This is a genomic window from Micromonospora narathiwatensis, from assembly GCF_900089605.1.
Taxonomy (GTDB): Bacteria; Actinomycetota; Actinomycetes; order Mycobacteriales; family Micromonosporaceae; genus Micromonospora; species Micromonospora narathiwatensis.
The window spans coordinates 1580577-1602635 of sequence record NZ_LT594324.1; the positions used below are offsets into that span (position 1 = coordinate 1580577).

A 22059-nucleotide genomic window follows, 5' to 3' on the forward strand; every position below is an offset into this window, starting at 1 on the left:
GCGGCACGGTGGCGGAAGTCGTCCGGCGCGACCGGTGGCACCCGCCCACCGGAGCGCGCCCCAGGGGAGGCAGTCCATGGACCGTTCGCTCATCGTCGCCAAGGTGGTGCCGACCGCCGAGGATCGGGTTGCCGAGATCTTCGCCGAGTCCGACGCGACCGAACTGCCTGGCCTGGTCGGCGTCCGGCACCGGTCGCTCTACCGGCTGCACGACCTCTACGTCCATCTGTTGGAGACGGAACTACCGGCGCAGGGCGCGGTGGAGCACGCCCGTGGGCATCCCGAGTTCGTCCGGGTCAGCGAGCGGCTGCGGCCGTACATCTCACCGTACCTGCCGACGTGGCGCTCGCCCCGGGACGCCATGGCCCACTGTTTCTACCGGTACGACGCCCAGGGGCGGCGGCCGTGACCACCACCGCGCCCCGCGACGAGCAGCTCTGGTCGCGCTGCGACGGGTGCGCCTCGCTGCTGTACCGCAAGCGGCTGCGCCGCAACCTCGATGTCTGTCCAGAGTGTGGGACGCACACCCGGCTGGACGCGCCCGACCGGGTGGCCCAACTGGTCGACCCGGACTCGTTCACCCCGCTGTCGGACCGGGCGGCCCGGGTCGACCCGATCGGTTTCGTCGACGCCCTGCCGTACCCGCACCGGCTCAGCGCCGCCCGGGCCGGCACGGGGCTGGACGAGGCGGTGCTCTGCGGTACGGCCCGCATCGGCGGTCAGCCGGTGGCCCTGGCGGTGATGGACTTCCGCTTCCTGGGCGGCAGCCTGGGCTGCGCGGTCGGTGAGCTGATCACGGCCACCGCCGAGCGGGCGCTGGCCGACGAGGTGCCGCTGGTGCTGGTCACCGCCTCCGGCGGGGCCCGCATGCAGGAGGGTGCGCTGTCGCTGATGCAGATGGCCACGGTCAGCCAGGCCGTCGCCGGGCTGCGCGAGGCCGGCCTGCTCACCGTCAGCGTGATCACCGACCCGACGTACGGTGGGGTGGCGGCGTCCTTCGCCACCAACACCGACGTGGTGCTCGCCGAGAGCGGGGCCCGAATGGGCTTCGCCGGCCCCCGGGTGATCCGGCAGGTCACCGGCGCCACGCTGCCCGAGGGCTTTCAGACCGCCGAGTTCCTGCTCCGGCACGGGCAGGTCGACATGGTGGTGCCCCGGCACGCGTTGCGCGGCCGGCTGACCGCGCTGCTCGCCGCCGCGCGGTCCGCCCGCCGGGTCGCCCGGCGTCCGCCCGTACCCCGGCAGGAGCCGGCGCCGCGACCGGCGAACGGGACCGACGCGGCCGGGCCCGCGACGGCGGCCGGCGGCCCCGAGCGCGACGCCTGGGCGACGGTACGCCGGGCCCGGCACCCCGGCCGACCCACCACTCTGGACTACCTGGAGACGGCGTTCGACGGCTTCGTCGAGCTGCACGGTGACCGGTTGGCCGCGGACTGCCCGGCGGTCGTCGGCGGGGTGGCCCGGCTCGACGGCCGGCCGGTGATGGTGATCGGCCACCAGAAGGGGCACACCACCGCGGAGCTGGTGGCGCACAACTTCGGCATGGCCAGTCCGGCCGGGCACCGCAAGGCGCTGCGGTTGATGCGCCTCGCCGCCCGGCTCGGCCTGCCGGTGGTGACCCTGGTGGACACGCCCGGCGCCGACCCCGGCGTGAGCGCGGAGCAACAGGGGCAGGCGGCGGCGATCGCGGAGAACATCCTCGCGCTGAGCACGCTGCCCACGCCGGTCGTCGCGGTGGTCACGGGGGAGGGTGGCAGCGGCGGGGCGCTCGCCCTCGCGGTCGCCGACCGGGTGCTGATGCTGGAGAACGCCGTCTACTCGGTGATCAGCCCGGAGGGCTGCGCCGCCATCCTCTGGCCGGACAGCTCCGCCGCGCCGCAGGCCGCCCGCGCGCTGCGGCTCACCGCCACCGACCTGTGCCGGCTCGGCGTGGTCGACGAGGTGGTGCCCGAACCGCGGGCGGCCGCGCACGACGACCCGGCCGGCGCCGCCGAACTGCTGGCCCGGGCGGTGGCGGCGAACCTCGCCCCGCTGCTCGACGTGCCGGCCGCCACGCTGGTCCGTCGCCGCCGGCACCGCTTCCGCCGCTACGGCGCGGCCCGCACCACCGGGGTTTCGCGATGAGTGCCGGGGGCCACTCCGACGAGGTGCTGGACGGGCTGCGGCGGCACGCGCGCAAACTCGTCGCCGACCTGCGCGGCCCGCTCCGTCGGGTCCGGCTGCGCAGCGGCGAGACGGTGCTGGAGGTGGAGTGGCACGACCCGGCCGAGGCGGTTGCCGTGCCGCGTACCGATCCGGTGCCGGGTGCCGGGCCGGTCGCGGAAACGGTGCCCGGCCCGGACCGGCTGGCCGTGCGGGCACCCGTGGTGGGCACCTTCTACCGGGCGCCGGAACCCGGTGCCGCGCCCTTCGTGGCCGTCGGCGACCCGGTCCGGCCCGGTCAGGTGGTCGGCATCGTCGAGGCGATGAAGTTGATGAACGAGGTGACCGCCGGCCAGGCGGGACGGGTGGTCGAGGTGTTGGTGGAGGACGGCAAACCCGTCGAGTACGACCAGCCGTTGCTCGCCCTGGAACCGCTCGCCGGTCAGGGGGACTGATGTTCGAGAAGGTGCTGATCGCCAACCGGGGCGAGATTGCGCTGCGGGTGCTGCGGGCCTGCCGGGAACTGGGCATCCGTACGGTGGTGGTGCACTCCAGCGCCGACACCCACTCGCTGCCGGTACGGCTGGCCGACGAGACCGTCCGGATCGGACCGGCGGCCAGCCGGCAGAGCTACCTCAACGCGGCCGCGATCGTCGAGGCCGCCCGGCAGACCGGCGCGCAGGCGGTGCATCCCGGCTACGGCTTTCTCTCCGAGGACGCCGACTTCGCCGAGATCTGCGCCGAGAACGGTCTCACCTTCGTCGGCCCGCCGCCACAGGTGATGTCCGCCCTGGCCGACAAGTCGACGGCGCGGGCGTTGATGCGCAGGGCCGGGCTGCCGTTGCCGCCGGGCAGTGTGGAGACCCAGCCGACGGCCGCCGACGCGCTCGACGTGGCCGCCGAGGTGGGATACCCGGTGATCATCAAGGCGGCGGCGGGTGGGGGCGGGCGCGGGATGACGGTGGTTCGTTCCGCCGCCGAGCTGCCCCGCGCGTACGCCCGCACCCGCGCCGCCGCCCAGGTCGCCTTCGGCGACGACCGGGTGTACGTCGAGCGGTACCTGGCCGACGCCCGGCACGTCGAGGTGCAGGTGCTCTGCGACAACCACGGCAACGGGGTGCACCTGGGCACCCGGGACTGCTCGGTGCAGCGCCGCCACCAGAAGCTGATCGAGGAGGCGCCGGCCCCGGCGCTGCGCCGGTCCACCCTGGACGGCCTCGCCGAGACGGCGTTGCGCGGCGCGCTGTCGGTCGGCTTCACCGGCGCCGGGACCGTCGAGTTCCTCGTCGACGAGGCGGAACGGTGCCACTTCCTGGAGATCAACTGCCGGATCCAGGTCGAGCATCCGGTCACCGAGATGGTCACCGGCGTGGACCTGGTCCACGAGCAGCTGCACGTCGCCGCCGGTACGCCGCTGCGCTGGCGGCAGGAGGAGATCCAGCTCCGGGGCGTGGCGGTGGAGTGCCGGGTCAACGTGGAGGACCCGGACCGGGGCTTCGCGCCCGCCCCCGGGCGGCTCGACCGGTTCCGCCCGCCGGGCGGCCCGTTCACCCGGGTCGACACCCACGGCCACGCCGGCTACCTGGTCAGCCCGCACTACGACTCGCTGCTGGCCAAGGTGGCCGTGTGGGCGCCGGACCGGGCGGGCGCGCTCGACCGCCTCGACCGCGCGCTCGGCGAGTTCGAGGTGGCCGGTCCGGGTGTCCGTACCACCATTCCGTTCGTCCGGCGGGTGCTGCGCGACGCCGCCTTCCGCGCCGGGCGTCACACCACCGGCCTGGTCGACCGGCTGCTCACCGCCGGTGCCGACGCCGCCGGCTCCGGCGCTGCCGGACCCGCGACGAGCGCTGGTCCGGTACCCGGCCAGGCCGAGCCGGCCGCCGGGGAGGCTGCCACGCCGGCCGTCGCCCGCCCGGCGGCGGCCGCCGCGCCCACCGCCGGCCCGGCCGACCGTACCCCTGTCACCGCCGCGCCCGGCGCGGCCGCAAGGAGGACCCGATGACCGTCGCTTCCGACCGACCGTACGCCACGGAGATCACCGACATCCTGGTCACGCACTGCGGCCTGGACGCCGACGCCGCCGCGCGCACCCCGGCCGCGAGCCTGGAGGAACTGGGCATGGACTCCCTCGCCCTGCTCGAACTGTCCGCCGTCGTCGCCGACCGGTGGCGGGTCCGGATCCCCGAGCAGGCCGCGCAGCTCAGCATCGCCGGCGTCGCCGACCTGGTGGCCCGCAAGGTCGATCCGCCCGGGCACACCGAGAACGCGATCGACATCGCCGCCCCGCTGCCGCTGGTCTGGGAGGTCACCAACGACGTCGCCCGGTGGACCGAGCTGTTCACCGAGTACGCCGTGGTCGACATCCTCGACCGGACCGGCGACACGGTGCGGTTCCGGCTCACCATGCACCCCGACGAGAACGGGGTGTCGTGGAGCTGGGTCAGCGAACGTACCGCCGACCCGGCCACCCGGCAGGTGCACGCCCACCGGGTGGAGACCGGCCCGTTCGAGTACATGCACATCCACTGGCGCTACGACGAGGTCCCCGGCGGCACCCGGATGAGCTGGGTGCAGGACTTCGCCATGAAGCCGGACGCGCCGGTCGACAACGCCGGCATGACCGACCGGATCAACACCAACAGCAAGGTTCAGCTCGCGGTCATCAAGGAGCGCGTCGAGCGGCGGGCCGCCGCGTCGACCGGGAACGGGGGCCGGGATGCCTGAGACCACCACCGCCCCGATCTGCGCCCGGGACGTACCCGCCGACCGGCGACGCGGCGGCGAGCTGCGGGTGCTGCTCGGCCCGCGCACGGTCGGCAGCACCTCCGGCTTCATGGGCGTGGCCGCGCTGAACCCGGGGGAGCGGATCGCCGAGCACTACCACCCCTACAGCGAGGAGTTCCTCTACGTGGCGCGCGGCGCGATCACCGTCGACCTGGACGACCGGCCGGTGCCGCTGGCCGCCGGGGAGGCGCTGTTCGTGCCGAAGGACGTCCGGCACCGGCTGCGCAACACCGGTGACGAACCGGCCGAGGTGGTGTTCCACCTGGGTCCGCTCGCCCCCCGTCCGGAGCTGGGTCACGTCGACACCGAGGTCGCTCCGCCGCCCCGGGAATCGTCGTGATCGGCCGGCGTACGGTGGTGACCGGCGTCGGCGTCGTCGCACCGGGCGGCGCCACCCGGGACCGGTTCTGGAAGGCCGTCACGGAGGGGCGCACCGCGACCCGGCGGATCACCTTCTTCGACCCGTCGCCGTTCCGCTCCCAGATCGCCGCCGAGTGCGACTTCGACCCGGACGCCGCCGGCATCACCCTCGCGGAACGGCAGCGCGCCGACCGGTACGTGCAGTTCGCGCTCGCCTGCTCCGCCGAGGCGCTCGCCGACAGCGGCCTCACCCTCACCGACGCCGAACGGGACCGGACCGGGGTGGTGCTCGGCACCGCGGTCGGCGGCACCATGGCGCTGGAGAAGGAGTACGTCCGGGTCAGCGACTCCGGCCGGCACTGGCTGGTCGACCACACCCTCGGCGGGCCGTACCTGTACCAGGCGCTGGTCCCCAGCAGCCTGGCCGCGGACGTGGCCTGCCGGCACGGCCTGCACGGCCCGGCCCAGGTGGTCTCCACCGGCTGCACCTCCGGCATCGACGCCATCGGGTACGCCCACCAGCTCGTCGTCGACGGTGAGGCGGACGTGGTGCTCGCCGGCGCCGCCGACTCGCCGATCTCCCCGGTCACCGTCGCCTCCTTCGACGCCATCCAGGCCACCAGCCCGGACAACGACGACCCGGAGCACGCGTCCCGGCCGTTCGACGCCGACCGGCACGGCTTCGTGCTCGCCGAGGGGGCGGCCGTGCTGGTGCTGGAGGAGGCCGAGCACGCCCGCCGCCGGGGTGCCCACGTCTACTGCGAGGTGGCCGGCTACGCCAGCCGCAGCAACGGCTTCCACATGACCGGGCTGCGTCCCGACGGGGTGGAGATGGCCCTGGCCATCAGCGACGCGCTGCGGCAGGCCCGGCTCGCCCCGTCGGCCGTGTCGTACGTCAGCGCGCACGGCTCCGGCACCCGGCAGAACGACCGGCACGAGACCGCCGCGTTCAAGCGGGCGCTCGGCCCGACCGCGTACCGGGTGCCGATCAGCTCGATCAAGTCGATGGTCGGGCACTCGCTCGGCGCGATCGGCTCGATCGAGATGGCCGCCTGCGCGCTCGCCATCGAGTACGGGGTGGTGCCGCCCACCGCGAACTGGACCACCCGTGACCCCGAGTGCGACCTGGACTACGTGCCCAACGAGGCGCGGGAGGTGCCGGTGGACGTGGCCCTGTCGGTCGGCAGCGGCTTCGGCGGCTTCCAGTCCGCGATGATCTTCCGCCGGCTGGCGGTGGCCCGATGACGACGCGGGCGGTGGTGACCGGGATCGGGGTGGTGGCGCCCACCGGGGTCGGCGCCGACGCGCACTGGGCCGCCGTGCTGGCCGGCACCCGGCGTACCGGGCCGATCACCCTCTTCGACCCGGCCGGCTATCCCACCCGGATTGCCGGGGAGGTACCCGACTTCGACTCCGCCGGGTACGCCGACACCCGGCAGCGGGTGCAGACCGACCGGTGGACCCATCTCGGGTTCGCCGCGACCCGGCTGGCCCTGGCCGACGCCGGCCTGCCGGAGCGGGCCCCCGACCCGTACCGGTGGGCGGTCACCCTGGCCAGTTCCTCCGGCGGCAACCTGTTCGGCCAGCGGGAGCTGCAACGGCTCTGGGGCGGCCCGACCCGGACGGTCGGGGCGTACCAGTCGATCGCCTGGTTCTACGCGGCCAGCGTCGGGCAGCTCTCGATCCACCACCAGCTCAAGGGGCCGTGCGGGGTGACCGTCTCCGAGGCGGCGGGCGGGCTGGACAGCCTCGCCCACGCGGTGCGGACCGTCCGCCGGGGCACCCCGCTGGTGATCGCCGGGGCGACCGAGTGTCCACTCAGCCCGTACGCGCTGGCCTGCCAGCTCCGCTCGGGGCTGCTCAGCGACACCGCCGACCCGGAGCGGGCGTACCGGCCGTTCGACGTCGGCGCCGGCGGCTACGTACCGGCCGAGGGCGGCGCCGTCTTCGTGGTGGAGGAGTTGGGTCACGCGCTGGACCGGGGTGCCCGGATCTACGGCGAGATCACCGGCTGGGCGGCCACCCACGACGCCGCGCCCACCGATCCCGTCGCCGGCCCGGACCCGGCCCACTACGCCCGCGCGCTGCGGCTGGCCCTGGACCGCGCCGGCGTACGCCCGCACGACGTGGACGTGATCTGGCCGGACGCGCTCGGCGTGCCCGCGTACGACCGGGCGGAGGCGGCGGCCCTGCGCGCCGTGTTCGGCGAGCGCACCCCGCCGGTCACCACCCAGAAGCCGCTCACCGGGCGGGCCCATCAGGGCGGATCGGCGTTGGACGCGGCGACCGCGCTGCTCGCCTTCCACCACAACCTGCTGCCCGCCTCCGCCGGCCCGGAGCGGCCCGCCGAGGGGTGCGAGCTGACCTTCCTGCGGTCGCCCCGCCCGCCGCGCAGCCGGATCGCGCTGGTCGGGGCGCGTGGTTTCGACGGCTTCAACAGCGCGCTGGTGCTGCGCGGCGCCGCGCCGCCCCCGCCGCCGGAATAGCGTCTCGGGCGCTCAGGTGTCGTATTCGCCGCTGTCCCAGGGCTCGGTGAAGGCCATGTAGTTGCCCGGGTGCAGCTCCACCCACCAGCTGTCGTCCTCGTCCTCGTCCTCGGGCGGGCGGGGGAGCAGGCCGAAGGTGGTGTCGAACCGCTGCACCGCGAACGGCGCCACCTCGATCCGGTCGAACGTCACCGGCCCCAGCTCCGCCAGCCGCGCCTCGTACGTCCGTCGACGGGCGTCGCGGTCCATCAGGTGGCGCGGGCCGAACGCGTCGATCGCGGCGTCGAGCAGCCGACCCGAGGCGTCGAAGAGGTAGCGGGCGACGAACTCGGCGCCCCCGCCGGTCTCCGGGTCGCCGGGCTCGAACGGTGTGGTGAGGAAGAACTGCCGGCCGTCGGCGGTGTGCCCCACGTGTTCGGCGTGGTAGTCGTCGTGGTCGATCGCGATGAGCCGCGGCGGCCCGTCGGTCATCGGTGCCCTCCCTGCTGCCGCCGGGCCGGTGCCGACGGGCGTGTGGAGGATACCGACCCCCACCGACGCCGTGGCCGGCGTCGCCCGATGGGTGGATCGGCGGGCTGTGCCCGCTCGCCCCGGCCCCGGACCGGCTGCCGGTGCGGGCGCGCGTGGGCGCGCGGCGACCCGCCCCCAGCGGGGTCGTGCGCCGGCGCACGCGCCCGATACTGCCTGTCCGATCGAGCCTCGGCAATCCGCCCAGCCGCTTTTATTGATCTAGCCATTTGCATGTAGCAATGCGATAAACGGCTGTCGTAGGGTTCCGTCAGCACCCCGGAGAACGTATCTGTTGGGCGTATTTCGCCCACTTTGACGCTGGGCGGTGGGCGATCATGACTGTGCATCCCGTAGCGGGAGATCCTTCGGCGGCGACGGTGGGCTGGGTGGACGACATCCTGTTCACCGGACATCCCAGTGACATATGTCTACGCCTGCCGGAGCCGGTCGACAAGGGCACCCTGCGCCGCCTGGTGGGCGAGGCGCAGACCCGGCTGGCCGAGGCCGGACTGCGTCGCGGGGGCGCCGCCGCGCTGCGCCTGCCGCCGTCGCTGGCGTACGTGGTGAACCTGCTCGCCACCTGGCGCAGCGGCGCCCAGGCCGTCCTGCTGGACCACCGGCTCACCGACCACGAGGTCGACCGGGCGCTGCGCCGGCTCACCCCGCAGGTGGTGGTCGCCCCGGTCCGGACCGGCGGGGGCGCGCTGCGGGTCTTCGTCGACGTCACCGAGGGGATCACGCCCTGGTCCGACCGGCCGGCCGGCAGCCCGCACGCGGTCATCCAGCTCAGCTCCGGCTCCACCGGGCCGTCCAAGGTGATCGGCCGGACCGCCGAGGACCTGGTCGGCGAGGTACGCCGCTACACCCGGATCGACGGGGTGGCGCTGCCCGGCGAGCGGATCATCCTGCTGCCCTCCATGGTGCACGTGCTCGGCCTGGTCGGCGGCCTCCTCTACGGGCTGCACGCCGGCGTCGAACTGTGCCCGCCGGAGCGGCTCGGCGGCGACGCGATCCTCGCCGCCGTCGCCGCCCAGGACAGCCCGGCCACCGTGCTCGGCGTGCCGTTCCACATCGGGCTGCTCGCCTCCACCACCCCACCCGGGAGGTTGCCGCAGCTCAAACGGATGACCACCGGCGGCGAACTGGTCCCGGCCGCCGTCGCCCGGGCCTTCACCGACCGCTACGGCGTCCCGCTCGGCAACATGTACGGGATGACCGAGGTCGGGGTGATCGGCACCGACCTGTACGGGGCGCACCGCCCCGCCATCGCCCCCGCCCCCGGCATCCTGGTCCGCGAACGGGGCGGCGAGTTGCAGGTGAGCTGCCCGGCGTCCCCGTACGTCGGGCTCGCCGACCCGACCCGCTGGTCCGACGGCTGGCTGCACACTCGCGACGCCGGCGTCGTCGACCCGGACACCGGGCTGGTCACCGTGCGGGGCCGACTCGACTCGCAGGTGTCGGTCGGCGGCATGAAGGTGGACCTGACCGAGGTGGAGACCACCGTGGCCGAACTGCCCGGGGTGGGCGCGGCGGTGGTGGTCTGGGACGACGGCATCACCGCGTACGTGCAGCCGGACGGGCCACTGTCCGAGGAGACCCTGGACAAGCTGCTCGCCGAGCGCCTCGCCGGCTACAAACGGCCGCGCACCCTGCACCTGCTCGACCAGTTGCCGCGCACCACCACCGGCAAGCTGGTCCGCTCCGCCTCGGCGTTGCGGGACGCGGCGTCATGACCGGTCCGCTACGCGAGGACGACGTCGACCGCCCCGGCCGCCCCGGCGACCGCCACCGCGAGGACCAGGCCGTCGCCGGCCGGCGGGTGGCCGACCCGTACGCCGGGACAGCCGGGCACCGGGCGCAGCAGCTCGCCCGGGCCGTCGGGGGCGGGCATCCGGCGGCGCAACCCGCCGTCGCGCAGCCCCGTGCCGAGCGCCTTGCCGACCGCCTCCTTCGCCGTCCACAGGCGCAGGAAGTCCAGGTCCCGGCCGGTTTCCGCCCGGCTGCGCAGCCAGGCCGTCTCGTCGGGGTCGTACCAGCGGCCGGCCAGCGGCGCGGCGGGCAGCGGACGACGCCGCTCGACGTCCACCCCGACCGGTCCGCCCGTCCGGGCGGCGACCACGACCAGCCCGTCGGCGTGGCTGACGCTCACCGACAGCGTCCGCCCGTCGCCGGCGTACACCTCCGGGCGCCCGCCGGCTGCCCGGCGTACCCCGAGCTCCGCCTCGGACCGGTCGAGCAGCGCGCCACCCGCGCGCCGCAGCAGCCGCCGCGCCAACTCCGGCCGATCGCCGGCGGTACGGCCGATCCACACGTACACGGTGTCCCGACCGGGCACCGGTAGCTGGCTCACGGAAAGAGGTTAACGCCATGCGAGACGAGGTCCGCACCTTCGTCATCGAGCAGCTCTCCGACATGAACTACGACGTCGACGACATCGACGACGACACCACCCTCGGCCCGTCCGGCGTCGATCTCGAGTCGCTGGCCCTGGCCGACCTCGCCGTCCGGGTCGAGGACCGCTACGGCCTGAAGTTCGCCGACGACGAGTCGGAGCGGCTGGCCCTGATGACGGTCGGCGAGTTCACCACGATGGTCGCGGGCCGGGCGGCCGGCGCGAAGAGCGACGCGGCCTGATGTCCGGTCAGCCCGACCTGGGGCGAGCTGACCTGGTGAGCATGCTCGCCGAACTGACCGCCAAACCCGTCGACCAGGTGGCGGACCGGATCGGCTCGATGGAGCTGGCCTGGCTCGTGCACCTCGTCGAGCAACGATACGACCGCCGGTTGGAGCTGACCGACGACCAGCTCGCCGGCATCCGTACCGTCGACGACGCGTTGGCGGTGTTCCACACCTCGCTGACCGCCGCCGATGGCTGAGCGGGAGCCCGTACGGATCACCGGCGTCCACGCGCTCAGCGCCTTCGGCCGGGGCGCCGACGCGCTGCTCGCCGGCGTGCTCGCCGGCACCCCGGCGTTCGCGCCGGTACGCCGGTTCGACACCGCCGGCCGCCGGGTCACCGTGGCGGCCACCCTGCCCGAGGTCGGTTCGCTGGCCGACGAGCTGGCCGACGCGGTCGACACCGCCTGCCGGGCGGCCGGCCTGGACGGGAGGCGGCGCGCGGAGGCGGCGCTGTTCCTCGCCACCCACGGCGGGCCGGTCTCGCTGCCCGGCGGCGGTCCGGAGGCGCCGGCGCTCGCGGGTCACCTGGCCAGGGGCGGCGGGCTGGCCGACCGGACCCGGGTCTACACCACCGCGTGCGTGTCGGCGAGCACCGCGGTGGCCGACGCGGCGACCCTGATCGGCCGGGGCGACCTGGACCGGGTCGTCGTCGCGGCCGGCTACCTGGTCGAGCCGGACCAGTACGCGCTCTTCGACGCCGGCCGGGCGTTCGCCGCCGACGGGGCGGTCCGCCCGTTCAGCGCCGGACGGCAGGGGCTGCTGCTCGGTGACGGGGTGGTCGCGGTGGTGCTGGAGTCCGCCACCGCCGCCGCCCGGCGGGGCGCCCCGGCGCTGGCCGAGGTGTCCGGGTGGGGTCGGGCCGGGGACGCGTACCACCCCTGCCAGCCCGACCCGGCGGGTGCTGGGCTGGCCCGGGCGGTCGAGGCGGCGCTGCGCCGGGCCGGGCTGCCGGCCGGGGCGGTCGGCTACGTGAACGCCAACGCCACCGGCACCCCGTACAGCGACGCCTCGGAGGCGGCGGCGCTGCGGCGGGTGTTCGGCGATCTGGCGGGCCGGATCCCGGTCAGCTCCACCAAGTCGACGCACGGGCACGCCCTCGAAGCGTCCGGCCTGCTCGAACTGGTGGTCACCGTGCTGGCGCTGCGGCACGGCGTGTTGCCCGTCAACGCCGGCTACCTGGCCCGAGACGAAGCCTGCCCCCTCAACATCATCACCCCCACCCCCACCCCCACCCCCCACCCCACCCCTCACGCCCTAACCCTCAACGCCGCCTTCGGCGGTGCCAACACCGCCCTCCTGGTCGGTGCCCCGTGACCCCCGACGCCCCGCGATCTTGCACTTCGGGTCGCGTTGAGCCGGACAAAAACCGCGTATCGGCGACACAGCCTGCAAGATCGCGGGGAGGGGTGGTGGTGCTTGCCGAGGGGCGGTGGGGGGTGGTGGGGGATGGGGAGGGGGATGGGGAGGGGGAGCCGGCGGGGGTGGCGGGGTTTGTGTATTCGGGGTTCGCGCCGGTGGTGGTGGCGGTGGCGGAGCGGTGCCTCACCCAGCACCACGGGGCGGGGCCGCTGCCCCCGGGCAACCGGACGGCGGTGGTGCTGGTCAGCGCGAGCGGCGACCGGGCCAGCGCGGAGCACGTCCGGGCCACCGTCGCCGGCGGCGGCCGGATCGGGCCGTTGTTCTTCTTCCAGTCCGTGCCGAACAGCGTCGCCGGGCACGTGGCGGCGCGCTGGGGACTGGACGGGCCGGTGGTCTGCCTGAGCCCGACCGGCGATCCGCGGGCCGAGGGCACGGCCGAGGCCGAACTGCTGCTGTACGACGGCGACGCCGACGAGGCGTTGCTGATCCTTGTCGAACAGGCACCCGACGGGACGCCCACCGAGGCGGTCGCGGTGCTGCTGGGGGAGGGAACAGGTCAATGAGGACGAAGGGACTACGCGGAGCGCTGGCCGCCGACACCGAGCTGGGCGCCGGAAACGTGCTCGCCCGGGTCCTGGCGCACGGCGCCGACCCGGACGGGCCCGGGCTCACCTTCGACACGGCGGTCGACGGCCACCCGGCCGAGCACCCGCTGACCCTGGGCCTGCTCGACGAGCGGGTCGCCGCCCGGGCCGCCTGGCTGCACGAGCGCGGGGTGAAACCGCGAGACCCGGTCGCCGTCTGGGCCGGCACGGCCGCCGACATGGTGCTGTCGTTCCTGGCGCTGACCCGGCTCGGCGCCATCCCCGCGCTGATGAACGGCAAGCTGCGTCCGGAGATCGCCGCCGAGTACATCCGCCGGCTGCGGGCCGCCGGGGTGCTCGCCGACGCCGACCACGCCGCGGCCCTCCACGGGTACGACCTGGGCGCGCCGCTGCTCGGCCAGCCCGCCGAGGCCGGCACCGGCGACCCGGCCGCCGCCCCGGACCACTACCGGCACCACCCGGACGACCCGATCGTCATCACCCACACCTCCGGCACCACCGGCGTGCCGAAGGCAGTGCTGCACTCGCACGCCAGCCTCTTCGCCGCCACCCGGCACCTGCTGTCCATGCCGCAGGCGCAGGGCACCAGCCGGATCCTCAACGCGCTGCCCGCCCCGCACACCGCGACGGTGCTGATGGTCAACCAGGCGCTCGGCAACCGGGCGGAGATGTTCCTCCTCTCCGAGCAGGGCGGCGAACGGGTGCTCGACGCGATCCAGCGCTGGCGGCCGGACGGGGTGTTCGGGTTCTCCGTCACCTGGGCGGAGCTGGCCCGCTTCGACCTGTCCGCTTACGACCTGGACTCGGTGCGGCTGTGGTTCAACACCGGCGACTGCTCACACGAGCCGCACGTGCGCCGGCTGGTCAAGGTCGGCTCGCGGGACGTGATGACCCGCGACGGGGTGACCCGGGTGCCCGGCTCGGTCTTCATCGACGGGCTCGGCTCCAGCGAGATGGGGCACTCGATGTTCCACATCACCCACACCGCCGACACCGACCAGTACGGCCGCTGCGTCGGCCGCCCGTACCGGTTCACCAGGGTGGCCGTCCTCGACGAGCGGGGCGAGCGGGTGCCGCCCGGCCAGGTCGGCTGGCTCGGCATCGACTCGCCGTCGCTGTTCCGCGGCTACTGGAACGACTCGGTCACCACGTACCGGTTCCGGCTGCGCGGCTGGTATCTCACCGGCGACCTGGTCTACGCCGACGCCGACGGCCGCTACTACCACCTGGACCGGGCGGTCGACTCGGTGGAGGTCGGCGACGGGAGGCGCTTCTTCACCGCACTGTCCGAGGAGCGGATCCTCGCCGCCTGCCCCGACGTCACCGACTGCACGGTGGTCATCGTCAAGGAGGGCGGCACCCCGTCGCCGGTCGACCGGGCCGGCGCCGAGAGCGTCGTCACCGACGTGCTGCTGGAACTGGCCGCCGGGGCGGACCCGGAGGAGGACCGGGTCGAGCGGATCCGCGCCGCGCTCGGGCCGGACGTGGGCGCGACCCTGCGCCGGGTGGTGCCGGTCCGCGCCGACGACATCCCGGTCACCGTGACCGGCAAGGTGCGCAAGGTGGCGCTGCGCGAGCGCTACCTGACCGAGTCCCCGTCATGACCGCCGTCATCACCGGGATGGGGCTGTTCACCCCGGCCGGTCGGGGTGTCGAGGAGACCTTCACGGCGCTCACCACCGGCCGGTCCGGGCTGCGCCGCCCGCCGGAGGGGCACCCGGCCCGGGACTGCCTGGAGGTGGCCGGGGTGCTGCCGGAGATCGACCCGCGTGGCGTGGCGTCCGGGCCGGAGACCAGGGTGCTCGACCGGATCGTGCTGCTCGCCCTGCTCACCGCCGCCGAGGCGCTCGCCGACGCCGGCATCGAGGTGGGCCGCGACGTCGACCCGGGCCGGATCGGGGTGATCGTCGGTGGGGTCGGCGGGATGTCCACCCTGGAGAGCCAGGTTCTCGCCCGGGCCGCCCGTGGGCGGGCGGCGGTCAGCCCGTACCTGCTCACCGGGATTCTGCCGAACATGCCGGCGGCCCGGATCGCCATCGCCCACGGTATCCGGGGCTACACCTCGTCGGTGGGCACGGCCTGCGCGTCCGGCGCCCAGGCCGTCGCCGACGCGGTACGCCTCATCCGGACCGGCGAGGCCGACGTGGTGCTCTGCGGGGCGAGCGAGGCACCGCTCTTCCCGACCTTCGCCGACACCTTCGGCAACGCCCGCGCCCTGGCCCGGGGCTGGGACGAGCCGGCCGAGGCGAGCCGGCCGTTCGACAAGCGGCGCAACGGGTTCGTCCTCGCCGAGGGGGCGGCGCTGCTGGTGCTGGAACGCGCCGAGCACGCCGCCGCCCGGGGCGTCACCGGCTACGCCGAGGTCGCCGGCTACGGCGTGAACACCGACGCGTACCACCCGACCGCGCCGCGACCGGACGGCGCCGGGGCGGCCGAGTGCATGCGCCGCGCCCTGGCCAGCGGGGCGGTGGCAGCGGCCCAGGTCGGCTACGTCAACGCGCACGGCACCGGCACCAGGCTCGGCGACACCGCCGAGACCACCGCGCTGGCCGAGGTGTTCGGCGTCGGTGGGGTGCCGGTCAGCTCCACGAAGGGCCTCACCGGGCACCTGCTCGGCGCGTCCGGGGTGCTGGAGGCGGCGGCCACCGCGCTCGCGCTCGGCCGCGGCCTGCTCCCGCCCACCTACCACCTCGACGATCCGGACCCGGACTGCGCGGCCGACCACGTCCGCGCCGCGCCCCGGGCCACCCGGGCGGAGATCGCACTGACCAACTCGTTCGGGTTCGGCGGCCAGAACGTCAGCCTGCTGCTCCGCCGGGTCACCGGCGACTGCTCCGGGTCGCGGCGCGGCGGCAGACGCGCCGAGCCGGAGCGGTCGTCAGCGGCGCGGCGGGCCGCCGGTGCGCCGGCCGCCGGGGCGGGGAGGTGATCCGACGTTCCATCCCGGGCGACCGACGCCTGGGCCGGCTGTCACGGGGGGACATCGCGAAGGGCTGACAGATGGACATCAAGGGACTGGATCACATCGAACTGTACGTGGGGGACGCCCGGCAGGCCGCCTTCTACTTCGGCACCGCCGTCGGTTTCCGGCTGCGTGGGCAGGGCGGACCGGAGACCGGGCTGGCCGACCAGCGTTCGCTGCTGCTGGCGCACGCCGACATCCGGATGCTGCTCACCTCCGGGCTCACCGCCGAGCATCCGGCCTCGACGTACGTGCAACGGCACGGCGACGGGATCGCGGTGGTGGCCCTGGAGGTCGACGACGCCGCCGGGGCGTACGCGGAGCTGGTGGAGCGGGGTGCGGTCGGGGTGACGCCGCCGCGCACCTTCACCGGCGCGGGCGCCGAGGTGGTGATCGCCGAGGTCGGCGGCTTCGGCGACGTGCTGCACCGCCTGGTCGAGCGGCGCGGGGACCGGACGGAGTTCCTGCCCGGGGCGGTCGAGCCGCTGCCGGCCGGCGGCGACGACAAGCTGCTCGCCGAGATCGACCACCTGGCGGTCTGCGTGCCGCCCGGCCAGCTCGACGAGACGGTGCGGCACTACGAGGAGGTGTTCGGCTTCGCCCAGATCTTCGAGGAACACATCGAGGTCGCCGGGCAGGCGATGAACTCCAAGGTGGTGCAGAGCCCGGCCGGGCGGGTCACCGTCGTGCTGCTGGAGCCGGACACCAGCCGGCGGCCCGGGCAGATCGAGGACTTCCTGCGCTGGCACGCGGGCGCCGGGGTGCAGCACCTCGGGCTGCGCACCGACGACATCCTCACCGCGGTCGGCGCCCTCAGCGACCGGGGGGTGCGCTTCGCCGGCACTCCGGCCGCCTACTACGACGACCTGGAGCAGCGGGTCGGACCGGTCGACGCGCCGCTGGACCGGCTGCGTGACCTGAGCATCCTGGTCGACTCCGACCACGGCGGCCAACTGCTGCAGATCTTCACCGAGTCGATGCACGTGCGCCGCACCCTCTTCCTCGAACTCATCGAGCGACGCGGGGCGACCACCTTCGGCAGCGGCAACATCAGGGCGCTCTACGAGGCCAAGGAACGCGAGCTGGCCGCGGCGGGGGCGACCCCCGCCGTCGCGGCCGGCACGGCAGGAGGGGTTGGGGCATGACCACCACACATCCGACACTGACCGCCGAGGAGGAGACGCTGCTGCCCTCCGACTCCGACGTGCGTCACTACGCCGAACACGGCTGGTACCTGTCGAAGAAGCTGCTCACCGACGACGAGGTGGACCGGCTCGTCGCGGCGACCGACCGCTACTACGCCGGGGAACGCGACCGCCGGCTGCCCGTCCGGCCGCCGAAGCTGGCCTACTGGGAGCCGGCCCGGGGTGACGTGCAGCGGCACAACGACTACGTGCACTACGAGCACGACGCGATCAGCCGGATCCTGCGCAAGCCGCTGATCGGCGCGGTCGCCGCCCGGTTGGCGCGGGCCGCCGAGATCCGGGTCTTCCAGTCCACGCTGATCTACAAGCCGCCGATCTCCGGCGAGCCGTCCAACATCGTGCCCTGGCACTTCGACAAGCACTACTGGGCGTCCTCGTCGTCGGAGGACATGCTCACCGCGTTCATCCCGTTCCACGACTGCGGGGAGGAGATGGGCACCATCACCATGGTCGACGGGTCGCACCGCTGGCAGGAGATCGGCGCCGACGACACCGTGGTCCGGCACTTCGCCGACCGGGACCGCGACCAGCTCGACGCGATGCTCGCCGAGAACGCCGCGCACAACGGCGCGGAGATCCGCAAGGTTCCCATGGTGATCCCCAAGGGACACGTGAGCTTCCACCACTGCCGCACCTACCACGGCAGCGGCGCGAACGTCAGCGACCGTCCCCGCCGGGCGATCTCGCTGCACCTGCAGGACGGCGGCAACGCCTGGCGGGAGTATCCGCTCTCCGACGGCAAGCTCGCCGCGTACAACCACGACGTGCTGGTCCGCCGTACCCCCGAGGGCCGGCCGGACTACGCGGACCCCGATTTCTGCCCGGTCATCTGGCGCGACCGCGCCCAGCAGGGAGGCTGAGACATGTCACGGTACGACTGGGGCAAGACGCACCCGGGCATCGAGCGGCTGGAGCGGGCGGTGACCGAGCGCCGCGACGTGGTGGTCAAGCACCCGCTCTACGCCAACCTGGACACCCACGAGGCGTTGACCACCTTCATGGAGCACCACGCCTTCGCGGTGTGGGACTTCATGTCGCTGCTGAAGTCGTTGCAGCGCCAGCTCACCTGCGTCACCGTGCCGTGGATCCCCACCGGCCCGACCGGCAGCCGCCGCCTGATCAACGACATCGTCATGGTGGAGGAGAGCGACGAACTCGGCGACGGCTACATCAGCCACTTCGAGCTGTACGTGCAGGGCATGACGGAGGCCGGCGCGGACACCAGCGCGGTGGAGCGACTCGTCGACCTGCTGCGCGCCGGCCGACCGGTGACCGAGGCGCTGGCCGAGGCCGGGGTGCCCGGCCCGTCCGCGGCGTTCGCCGGCACCACCTGGCGGATCATCGAGAGAACCCCGGTGCACTGCCAGGCGGCGGCCTTCGCGTTCGGCCGGGAGGACCTCATCCCCGAGATGTTCACCCAGGTCGTCGCGGTCAACGAACGCAGCCGGCGGCTGAACAAGTTCGTCGACTACCTGGAACGGCACATCGAGGTCGACGGGGAGCAGCACACCCCGATGGCCATGCAGATGCTCGCCGACCTCTGCGGCGACGACGACACCAAGTGGCAGGAGTGCGCCGACACGGTCAACGAGGCGCTCGCCGCCCGGGCCCGGCTCTGGGACGAGATCCTGGCCGCGATCAAGGAGGGTCGCCCGGCGTGACCCACTCCGACCCGGTCCGGCTCTACCGCACGGTACGGCTGATCCGCCGCTTCGAGGAACGGGCCGTCGAACTGGTCCGTGCCGGGGAGATCGTCGGCGGCATCCACCCGTACCTCGGGCAGGAGGGGATCGCCGCCGGGGTCTGCGCCGCGCTGCGCGACGACGACCTGGTGACCGGCACCCACCGCGGGCACGGGCACGTGCTCGCCAAGGGCGCCGACCCGGCCCGGATGCTCGCCGAGCTCTGCGGCCGGCTCACCGGGCTCAACCGGGGCCGGGGCGGGTCGATGCACGCGGCCGACTTCGGCGTCGGGGTGCTCGGCGCCAACGCGATCGTCGGGGCCGCCGGCGCGATCCTCACCGGAGCGGTGTGGGCGCGCCGGCGGCGCGGCGACGACCTGGTGGGGGCGACCTTCTTCGGCGACGGCGCGGTCAACGAGGGGATGCTGCTGGAGGCGTTCAACCTGGCCGCGCTCTGGCGGGTGCCGGTGCTGTTCGTCTGCGAGAACAACGGCTACGCCACCACGATGCCGGTCGCCGGCGCGGTCGCCGGCAGCATCGCCGGCCGCGCCGCCGCCTTCGGCATGCCGGCCACCGCCGTCGACGGGCAGGACCCCGAGGAGGTACGCGACGCCACCGCCGCCGCCGTCGCCCGGATGCGCGCCGGCGGCGGCCCGGAGCTGGTCGAGGCCCACACCTACCGGTTCGACGCCCACCACACCTTCGAACACGTGGTGCGCCTCGACTACCGGCCGCCCGAGGAGGTGGCCCGGGGCCGCTCCCGCGACCCGGTCGCCATCCAGGGCGCGCGGCTGCCCGCCGACGTACGGGCGGCCGTCGACGCCGAGGTCGAGGCGACCCTGGCCGCCGCCGTCGAGTACGCCCTGGCCAGCCCCGCGCCCGACCCGGCCACCGCCCTCGACCACCTGTACGCCAGCGGGCTGACCGCCCGGACCGGAGGTGGCTGATGCCCCGGCTGTCCTACCGCAGGGCGCTCACCCGGGCGCTCGCCGACGAGATGACCCGCGACGAGTCGGTCTTCCTGCTCGGCGAGGACATCCGGGTGGCCGCCGCGAACGTCACCTCCGGCCTGCTCAAGCGGTTCGGGCCGGAGCGGGTGCGCGACACTCCCCTGTCCGAGCAGGCGTTCACCAGCTTCGCCACCGGGGCCGCGTTGGCCGGGCTGCGACCGGTCATCGAGTTCCAGATCCCGTCGCTGCTGTTCCTGGTCTTCGAGCAGATCGTCAACCATGCGCACAAGTTCCCGCTGATGACCGGCGGTCAGTGCGCCGTGCCGGTCACCTATCTGGTGCCCGGGTCCGGCTCGCGGACCGGGTGGGCCGGGCAGCACTCCGACCACCCGTACAGCCTGTTCGCCCACGTCGGGGTGACCACGGTGGTGCCGGCCACCCCGGCGGACGCGTACGGGCTGCTGGTGTCGGCGATCCGCTGCGTCGACCCGGTGGTGGTGTTCGCCCCCGCCGGGGCGATGGACCTGCGCGCCGACGTGACCGACCTGGTTCCGGTGCCGCTCGGCCGGGGCGTGGTCCGCCGGCCCGGGACCGACGTCACCGTGGTCGCGGTCGGGCACCTGGTGCACGACGCGCTCGCCGTCGCCGAGGAGCTGGCCGACCAGGTGTCGGTGGAGGTCTTCGACCCCCGGACGCTGTACCCGTTCGACCGGGACGGCCTCGTCGAGTCCGTGTCCCGCACCGGGCGCCTCGTCGTGCTGGACGACTCCAACCGGTCCTGCGGCATCGCCGGCGAGATCATCGCCACCGTGGTCGAGCGGGTACGGCTGGCCGCGCCGCCGCGCCGGGTGACCCGCCCGGACGGCGCGGTGCTGCCCTTCGCGCCCGCCCTGGACCGGGCCGTGCAGCCCGGCCGGGACCAGCTCACCGCCGCCATCCAACTGACCATGAAGGACGGATGACTGATGGACCCGAACTATTCGTGGCCCCCGGCCGCGCAGGCGTGGACCGGTCTTCCCGAGTCGGACCGTACGGCGATGGTGGCCGCCGGCGCCGCCGCCTGGGAGCGGATCTTCCACGGCCGGGCGACGTACAACAAGCAGTGGCGGCTGGCCCGGCCGCCGGTGCTCACCGCCGACGCCTTCCGCGAGCTGAACGAGGTCTGCGACCGGATCGCCCAGCTCATCCTGGAAGCGTGCCGGCGGCGGGCCCGTACCGCCGGTGAACTGCGCCGCCTGCTGGACGTGCCCAGCGGAGAGACCCGGCTGCTCGACGAGGACGAGCCGCTGCACGACGGGCTGCTCGCCGCGTACCGGCCCGACGTGCTGTTCTCCGGCGGGGTGCCGTGCATCGTGGAGTACAACATCGACAGCAGCCTGGGCGGCGGGTTCGACGCCGACACCGTCATCCACCGCTACGCCGACCTCTACCGGGAGCGGGGCCTGCTCGACGGGCTGCCGGCCCGCCCGGCGCCGTCCCTGCTCGACCAGCGGTTCGTGGCGATCCGGGACACCCTCGGGCTGCCCGAGGGCGCGCGGGTGGCACTGCTGATGGACTTCGACGCCGAGTACCCGGGGCTGGACGACCCGGAGACGTTCATCCGGATCCTGTCCCCGCTGGTCGACCAGGCGCGGCGGTTCGGCATCGACCTGGTCATCGCCCCGGTCTCCACCGCCGGCCTGGACGAGGGGAAGCGGCTGGTGGTCGGCGGCGCTCCGGTGGACGCGCTGTTCCGGCTGTTCGTGCCCAACCGGGTCACCCCCAGCGCCGGCCTGGACGCGGTCGCCGGGGCCCTGGCGGCCGGCACCCTGCCGATGTTCGTCAGCACCGCCGCCTGGCTGCTCAGCAACAAGCTGAACTACGCCTGGCTGTGGGCGGATCTTCCGCTGCTGCCCGGGAGCGACCAGGCGCTGATCCGCCGGTACGTTCCGCACACCGTGGCGCTCACCGCCGACCAACTCGACCGGGCCCTGGCCGGGCAGGCCGACCTGGTGGCGAAGCCGGCCGGCGGCTCGGCCGGGCACGGGGTGCTCATCGGCCGGGAGATGAGCGCGGTGGCCTGGGAGGACGGCGTACGCGCGGCGATCGACGCGGGCGGCAACATCCTCCAGCGCTACCACGAGGCGGACCGGGCGCCGATGGATTTCGTGCAGATCGAGACGGGCGAGACGGTCACCGCCGAGGTCCCGTACAGCCTGGCCCCGTACCTGTTCGGCCGGACCGCCTCGGGTGCCCTGGCCCGGGTCGGCTACCCGGGCTGCGAGGAGGTGCTCAACCTGGCCAGAGGCGTCCTCCTCACCGGCGTCCTCCTCACCACCTGATCCCTCCCCGCGCC

23 protein-coding genes are annotated in these 22059 nt (G+C 74.4%); 21 read left to right on the top strand and 2 right to left on the bottom strand.

Annotated features, from left to right (window positions below; all coding sequences use genetic code 11):
• Positions 1-76 precede the first annotated feature (76 nt).
• Genes GA0070621_RS07100 through GA0070621_RS07135 form a run of 8 tightly spaced genes read left to right on the top strand, consistent with a single transcriptional unit; the run spans position 77 to position 7772 of the window.
• Positions 77-409: a TcmI family type II polyketide cyclase gene (locus GA0070621_RS07100; RefSeq protein ID WP_091192493.1), complete on the top strand. Its 333-nt coding sequence runs from the start codon at positions 77-79 to the stop codon at positions 407-409.
• Positions 406-2124, top strand: a complete 1719-nt coding sequence (locus tag GA0070621_RS07105; protein WP_091192495.1) for an acetyl-CoA carboxylase carboxyltransferase subunit alpha — start codon at positions 406-408, stop codon at positions 2122-2124. Before GA0070621_RS07100 ends, GA0070621_RS07105 begins: the two co-directional genes overlap by 4 nt.
• On the top strand, positions 2121-2597 hold the full coding sequence (locus GA0070621_RS07110; RefSeq protein WP_091192497.1) for an acetyl-CoA carboxylase: 477 nt from the start codon (positions 2121-2123) through the stop codon (positions 2595-2597). Before GA0070621_RS07105 ends, GA0070621_RS07110 begins: the two co-directional genes overlap by 4 nt.
• Positions 2597-4144 (top strand): acetyl-CoA carboxylase biotin carboxylase subunit, encoded by a 1548-nt coding sequence (locus GA0070621_RS07115; RefSeq protein WP_091192499.1) that lies wholly within the window; start codon positions 2597-2599, stop codon positions 4142-4144. Before GA0070621_RS07110 ends, GA0070621_RS07115 begins: the two co-directional genes overlap by 1 nt.
• Positions 4141-4866, top strand: coding sequence for an SRPBCC family protein (locus GA0070621_RS07120; RefSeq protein ID WP_091192501.1), 726 nt, complete (start codon positions 4141-4143; stop codon positions 4864-4866). The genes GA0070621_RS07115 and GA0070621_RS07120 overlap by 4 nt, the downstream gene beginning before the upstream one ends.
• Positions 4859-5266: a cupin domain-containing protein gene (locus GA0070621_RS07125; RefSeq protein ID WP_091192502.1), complete on the top strand. Its 408-nt coding sequence runs from the start codon at positions 4859-4861 to the stop codon at positions 5264-5266. Before GA0070621_RS07120 ends, GA0070621_RS07125 begins: the two co-directional genes overlap by 8 nt.
• Positions 5263-6531: a beta-ketoacyl-[acyl-carrier-protein] synthase family protein gene (locus GA0070621_RS07130; protein ID WP_091192504.1), complete on the top strand. Its 1269-nt coding sequence runs from the start codon at positions 5263-5265 to the stop codon at positions 6529-6531. Before GA0070621_RS07125 ends, GA0070621_RS07130 begins: the two co-directional genes overlap by 4 nt.
• Positions 6528-7772 (top strand): beta-ketoacyl synthase N-terminal-like domain-containing protein, encoded by a 1245-nt coding sequence (locus GA0070621_RS07135; protein ID WP_091192506.1) that lies wholly within the window; start codon positions 6528-6530, stop codon positions 7770-7772. Before GA0070621_RS07130 ends, GA0070621_RS07135 begins: the two co-directional genes overlap by 4 nt.
• Positions 7773-7784: 12 nt before the next feature.
• Here GA0070621_RS07135 and GA0070621_RS07140 read toward each other — a convergent pair whose 3' ends face one another.
• Positions 7785-8243, bottom strand: a complete 459-nt coding sequence (locus GA0070621_RS07140) for a hypothetical protein (RefSeq protein ID WP_091192508.1) — start codon at positions 8241-8243, stop codon at positions 7785-7787.
• Positions 8244-8617: 374 nt separating this feature from the next.
• Between GA0070621_RS07140 and GA0070621_RS07145 the strand changes: the two genes are divergently transcribed.
• On the top strand, positions 8618-10015 hold the full coding sequence (locus tag GA0070621_RS07145) for a class I adenylate-forming enzyme family protein (RefSeq protein WP_091192509.1): 1398 nt from the start codon (positions 8618-8620) through the stop codon (positions 10013-10015).
• An 8-nt stretch (positions 10016-10023) separates the two neighbouring features.
• Here GA0070621_RS07145 and GA0070621_RS07150 read toward each other — a convergent pair whose 3' ends face one another.
• Positions 10024-10632 carry a 4'-phosphopantetheinyl transferase family protein gene (locus GA0070621_RS07150; RefSeq protein ID WP_091192511.1) on the bottom strand — a complete coding sequence of 203 codons (609 nt, stop codon included), beginning with the start codon at positions 10630-10632 and terminating at the stop codon, positions 10024-10026.
• A gap of 17 nt (positions 10633-10649) precedes the next feature.
• Between GA0070621_RS07150 and GA0070621_RS07155 the strand changes: the two genes are divergently transcribed.
• From GA0070621_RS07155 to GA0070621_RS07210, 12 genes are all read left to right on the top strand, one after another.
• Positions 10650-10916, top strand: a complete 267-nt coding sequence (locus GA0070621_RS07155; RefSeq protein WP_091192513.1) for a phosphopantetheine-binding protein — start codon at positions 10650-10652, stop codon at positions 10914-10916.
• Positions 10916-11158: a hypothetical protein gene (locus GA0070621_RS07160; protein ID WP_091192515.1), complete on the top strand. Its 243-nt coding sequence runs from the start codon at positions 10916-10918 to the stop codon at positions 11156-11158. The genes GA0070621_RS07155 and GA0070621_RS07160 overlap by 1 nt, the downstream gene beginning before the upstream one ends.
• Positions 11151-12275 (top strand): beta-ketoacyl-[acyl-carrier-protein] synthase family protein, encoded by a 1125-nt coding sequence (locus GA0070621_RS07165; RefSeq protein ID WP_091192516.1) that lies wholly within the window; start codon positions 11151-11153, stop codon positions 12273-12275. The genes GA0070621_RS07160 and GA0070621_RS07165 overlap by 8 nt, the downstream gene beginning before the upstream one ends.
• Before the next feature lie 95 nt (positions 12276-12370).
• Positions 12371-12883, top strand: a complete 513-nt coding sequence (locus GA0070621_RS07170; RefSeq protein WP_091202129.1) for a beta-ketoacyl synthase chain length factor — start codon at positions 12371-12373, stop codon at positions 12881-12883.
• Positions 12880-14529 (top strand): class I adenylate-forming enzyme family protein, encoded by a 1650-nt coding sequence (locus tag GA0070621_RS07175; RefSeq protein ID WP_091192518.1) that lies wholly within the window; start codon positions 12880-12882, stop codon positions 14527-14529. Before GA0070621_RS07170 ends, GA0070621_RS07175 begins: the two co-directional genes overlap by 4 nt.
• Positions 14526-15854, top strand: a complete 1329-nt coding sequence (locus tag GA0070621_RS07180; RefSeq protein WP_091192519.1) for a beta-ketoacyl-[acyl-carrier-protein] synthase family protein — start codon at positions 14526-14528, stop codon at positions 15852-15854. Before GA0070621_RS07175 ends, GA0070621_RS07180 begins: the two co-directional genes overlap by 4 nt.
• A 71-nt stretch (positions 15855-15925) precedes the next feature.
• Positions 15926-17032 carry a 4-hydroxyphenylpyruvate dioxygenase gene (gene hppD, locus GA0070621_RS07185; protein WP_091192521.1) on the top strand — a complete coding sequence of 369 codons (1107 nt, stop codon included), beginning with the start codon at positions 15926-15928 and terminating at the stop codon, positions 17030-17032.
• On the top strand, positions 17029-17952 hold the full coding sequence (locus tag GA0070621_RS07190; protein WP_091192522.1) for a phytanoyl-CoA dioxygenase family protein: 924 nt from the start codon (positions 17029-17031) through the stop codon (positions 17950-17952). The genes hppD and GA0070621_RS07190 overlap by 4 nt, the downstream gene beginning before the upstream one ends.
• 3 nt (positions 17953-17955) lie before the next feature.
• Positions 17956-18753, top strand: coding sequence for a DUF3050 domain-containing protein (locus tag GA0070621_RS07195; RefSeq protein ID WP_091192524.1), 798 nt, complete (start codon positions 17956-17958; stop codon positions 18751-18753).
• Positions 18750-19721 carry a thiamine pyrophosphate-dependent dehydrogenase E1 component subunit alpha gene (locus tag GA0070621_RS07200; protein WP_091192525.1) on the top strand — a complete coding sequence of 324 codons (972 nt, stop codon included), beginning with the start codon at positions 18750-18752 and terminating at the stop codon, positions 19719-19721. Before GA0070621_RS07195 ends, GA0070621_RS07200 begins: the two co-directional genes overlap by 4 nt.
• Complete coding sequence (locus GA0070621_RS07205; protein WP_091192527.1) at positions 19721-20686, top strand: alpha-ketoacid dehydrogenase subunit beta; 966 nt, start codon at positions 19721-19723, stop codon at positions 20684-20686. The genes GA0070621_RS07200 and GA0070621_RS07205 overlap by 1 nt, the downstream gene beginning before the upstream one ends.
• A gap of 3 nt (positions 20687-20689) precedes the next feature.
• Positions 20690-22045: a hypothetical protein gene (locus GA0070621_RS07210; protein ID WP_091192528.1), complete on the top strand. Its 1356-nt coding sequence runs from the start codon at positions 20690-20692 to the stop codon at positions 22043-22045.
• The last annotated feature ends 14 nt before the right edge of the window (positions 22046-22059 follow it).

What these genes read in the sequence shown, in the direction of transcription:
- GA0070621_RS07100 (WP_091192493.1), top strand. Translation starts at nt 77, where the DNA reads ATGGACCGTTCGCTCATCGTCGCCAAGGTGGTGCCGACCGCCGAGGAT.
- GA0070621_RS07110 (WP_091192497.1), top strand. Translation starts at nt 2,121, where the DNA reads ATGAGTGCCGGGGGCCACTCCGACGAGGTGCTGGACGGGCTGCGGCGG.
- GA0070621_RS07115 (WP_091192499.1), top strand. Translation starts at nt 2,597, where the DNA reads ATGTTCGAGAAGGTGCTGATCGCCAACCGGGGCGAGATTGCGCTGCGG.
- GA0070621_RS07120 (WP_091192501.1), top strand. Translation starts at nt 4,141, where the DNA reads ATGACCGTCGCTTCCGACCGACCGTACGCCACGGAGATCACCGACATC.
- GA0070621_RS07125 (WP_091192502.1), top strand. Translation starts at nt 4,859, where the DNA reads ATGCCTGAGACCACCACCGCCCCGATCTGCGCCCGGGACGTACCCGCC.
- GA0070621_RS07135 (WP_091192506.1), top strand. Translation starts at nt 6,528, where the DNA reads ATGACGACGCGGGCGGTGGTGACCGGGATCGGGGTGGTGGCGCCCACC.
- GA0070621_RS07140 (WP_091192508.1), bottom strand. Translation starts at nt 8,243, where the DNA reads ATGACCGACGGGCCGCCGCGGCTCATCGCGATCGACCACGACGACTAC.
- GA0070621_RS07145 (WP_091192509.1), top strand. Translation starts at nt 8,618, where the DNA reads ATGACTGTGCATCCCGTAGCGGGAGATCCTTCGGCGGCGACGGTGGGC.
- GA0070621_RS07155 (WP_091192513.1), top strand. Translation starts at nt 10,650, where the DNA reads ATGCGAGACGAGGTCCGCACCTTCGTCATCGAGCAGCTCTCCGACATG.
- GA0070621_RS07160 (WP_091192515.1), top strand. Translation starts at nt 10,916, where the DNA reads ATGTCCGGTCAGCCCGACCTGGGGCGAGCTGACCTGGTGAGCATGCTC.
- GA0070621_RS07165 (WP_091192516.1), top strand. Translation starts at nt 11,151, where the DNA reads ATGGCTGAGCGGGAGCCCGTACGGATCACCGGCGTCCACGCGCTCAGC.
- GA0070621_RS07175 (WP_091192518.1), top strand. Translation starts at nt 12,880, where the DNA reads ATGAGGACGAAGGGACTACGCGGAGCGCTGGCCGCCGACACCGAGCTG.
- GA0070621_RS07180 (WP_091192519.1), top strand. Translation starts at nt 14,526, where the DNA reads ATGACCGCCGTCATCACCGGGATGGGGCTGTTCACCCCGGCCGGTCGG.
- hppD (WP_091192521.1), top strand. Translation starts at nt 15,926, where the DNA reads ATGGACATCAAGGGACTGGATCACATCGAACTGTACGTGGGGGACGCC.
- GA0070621_RS07190 (WP_091192522.1), top strand. Translation starts at nt 17,029, where the DNA reads ATGACCACCACACATCCGACACTGACCGCCGAGGAGGAGACGCTGCTG.
- GA0070621_RS07195 (WP_091192524.1), top strand. Translation starts at nt 17,956, where the DNA reads ATGTCACGGTACGACTGGGGCAAGACGCACCCGGGCATCGAGCGGCTG.
- GA0070621_RS07205 (WP_091192527.1), top strand. Translation starts at nt 19,721, where the DNA reads ATGCCCCGGCTGTCCTACCGCAGGGCGCTCACCCGGGCGCTCGCCGAC.
- GA0070621_RS07210 (WP_091192528.1), top strand. Translation starts at nt 20,690, where the DNA reads ATGGACCCGAACTATTCGTGGCCCCCGGCCGCGCAGGCGTGGACCGGT.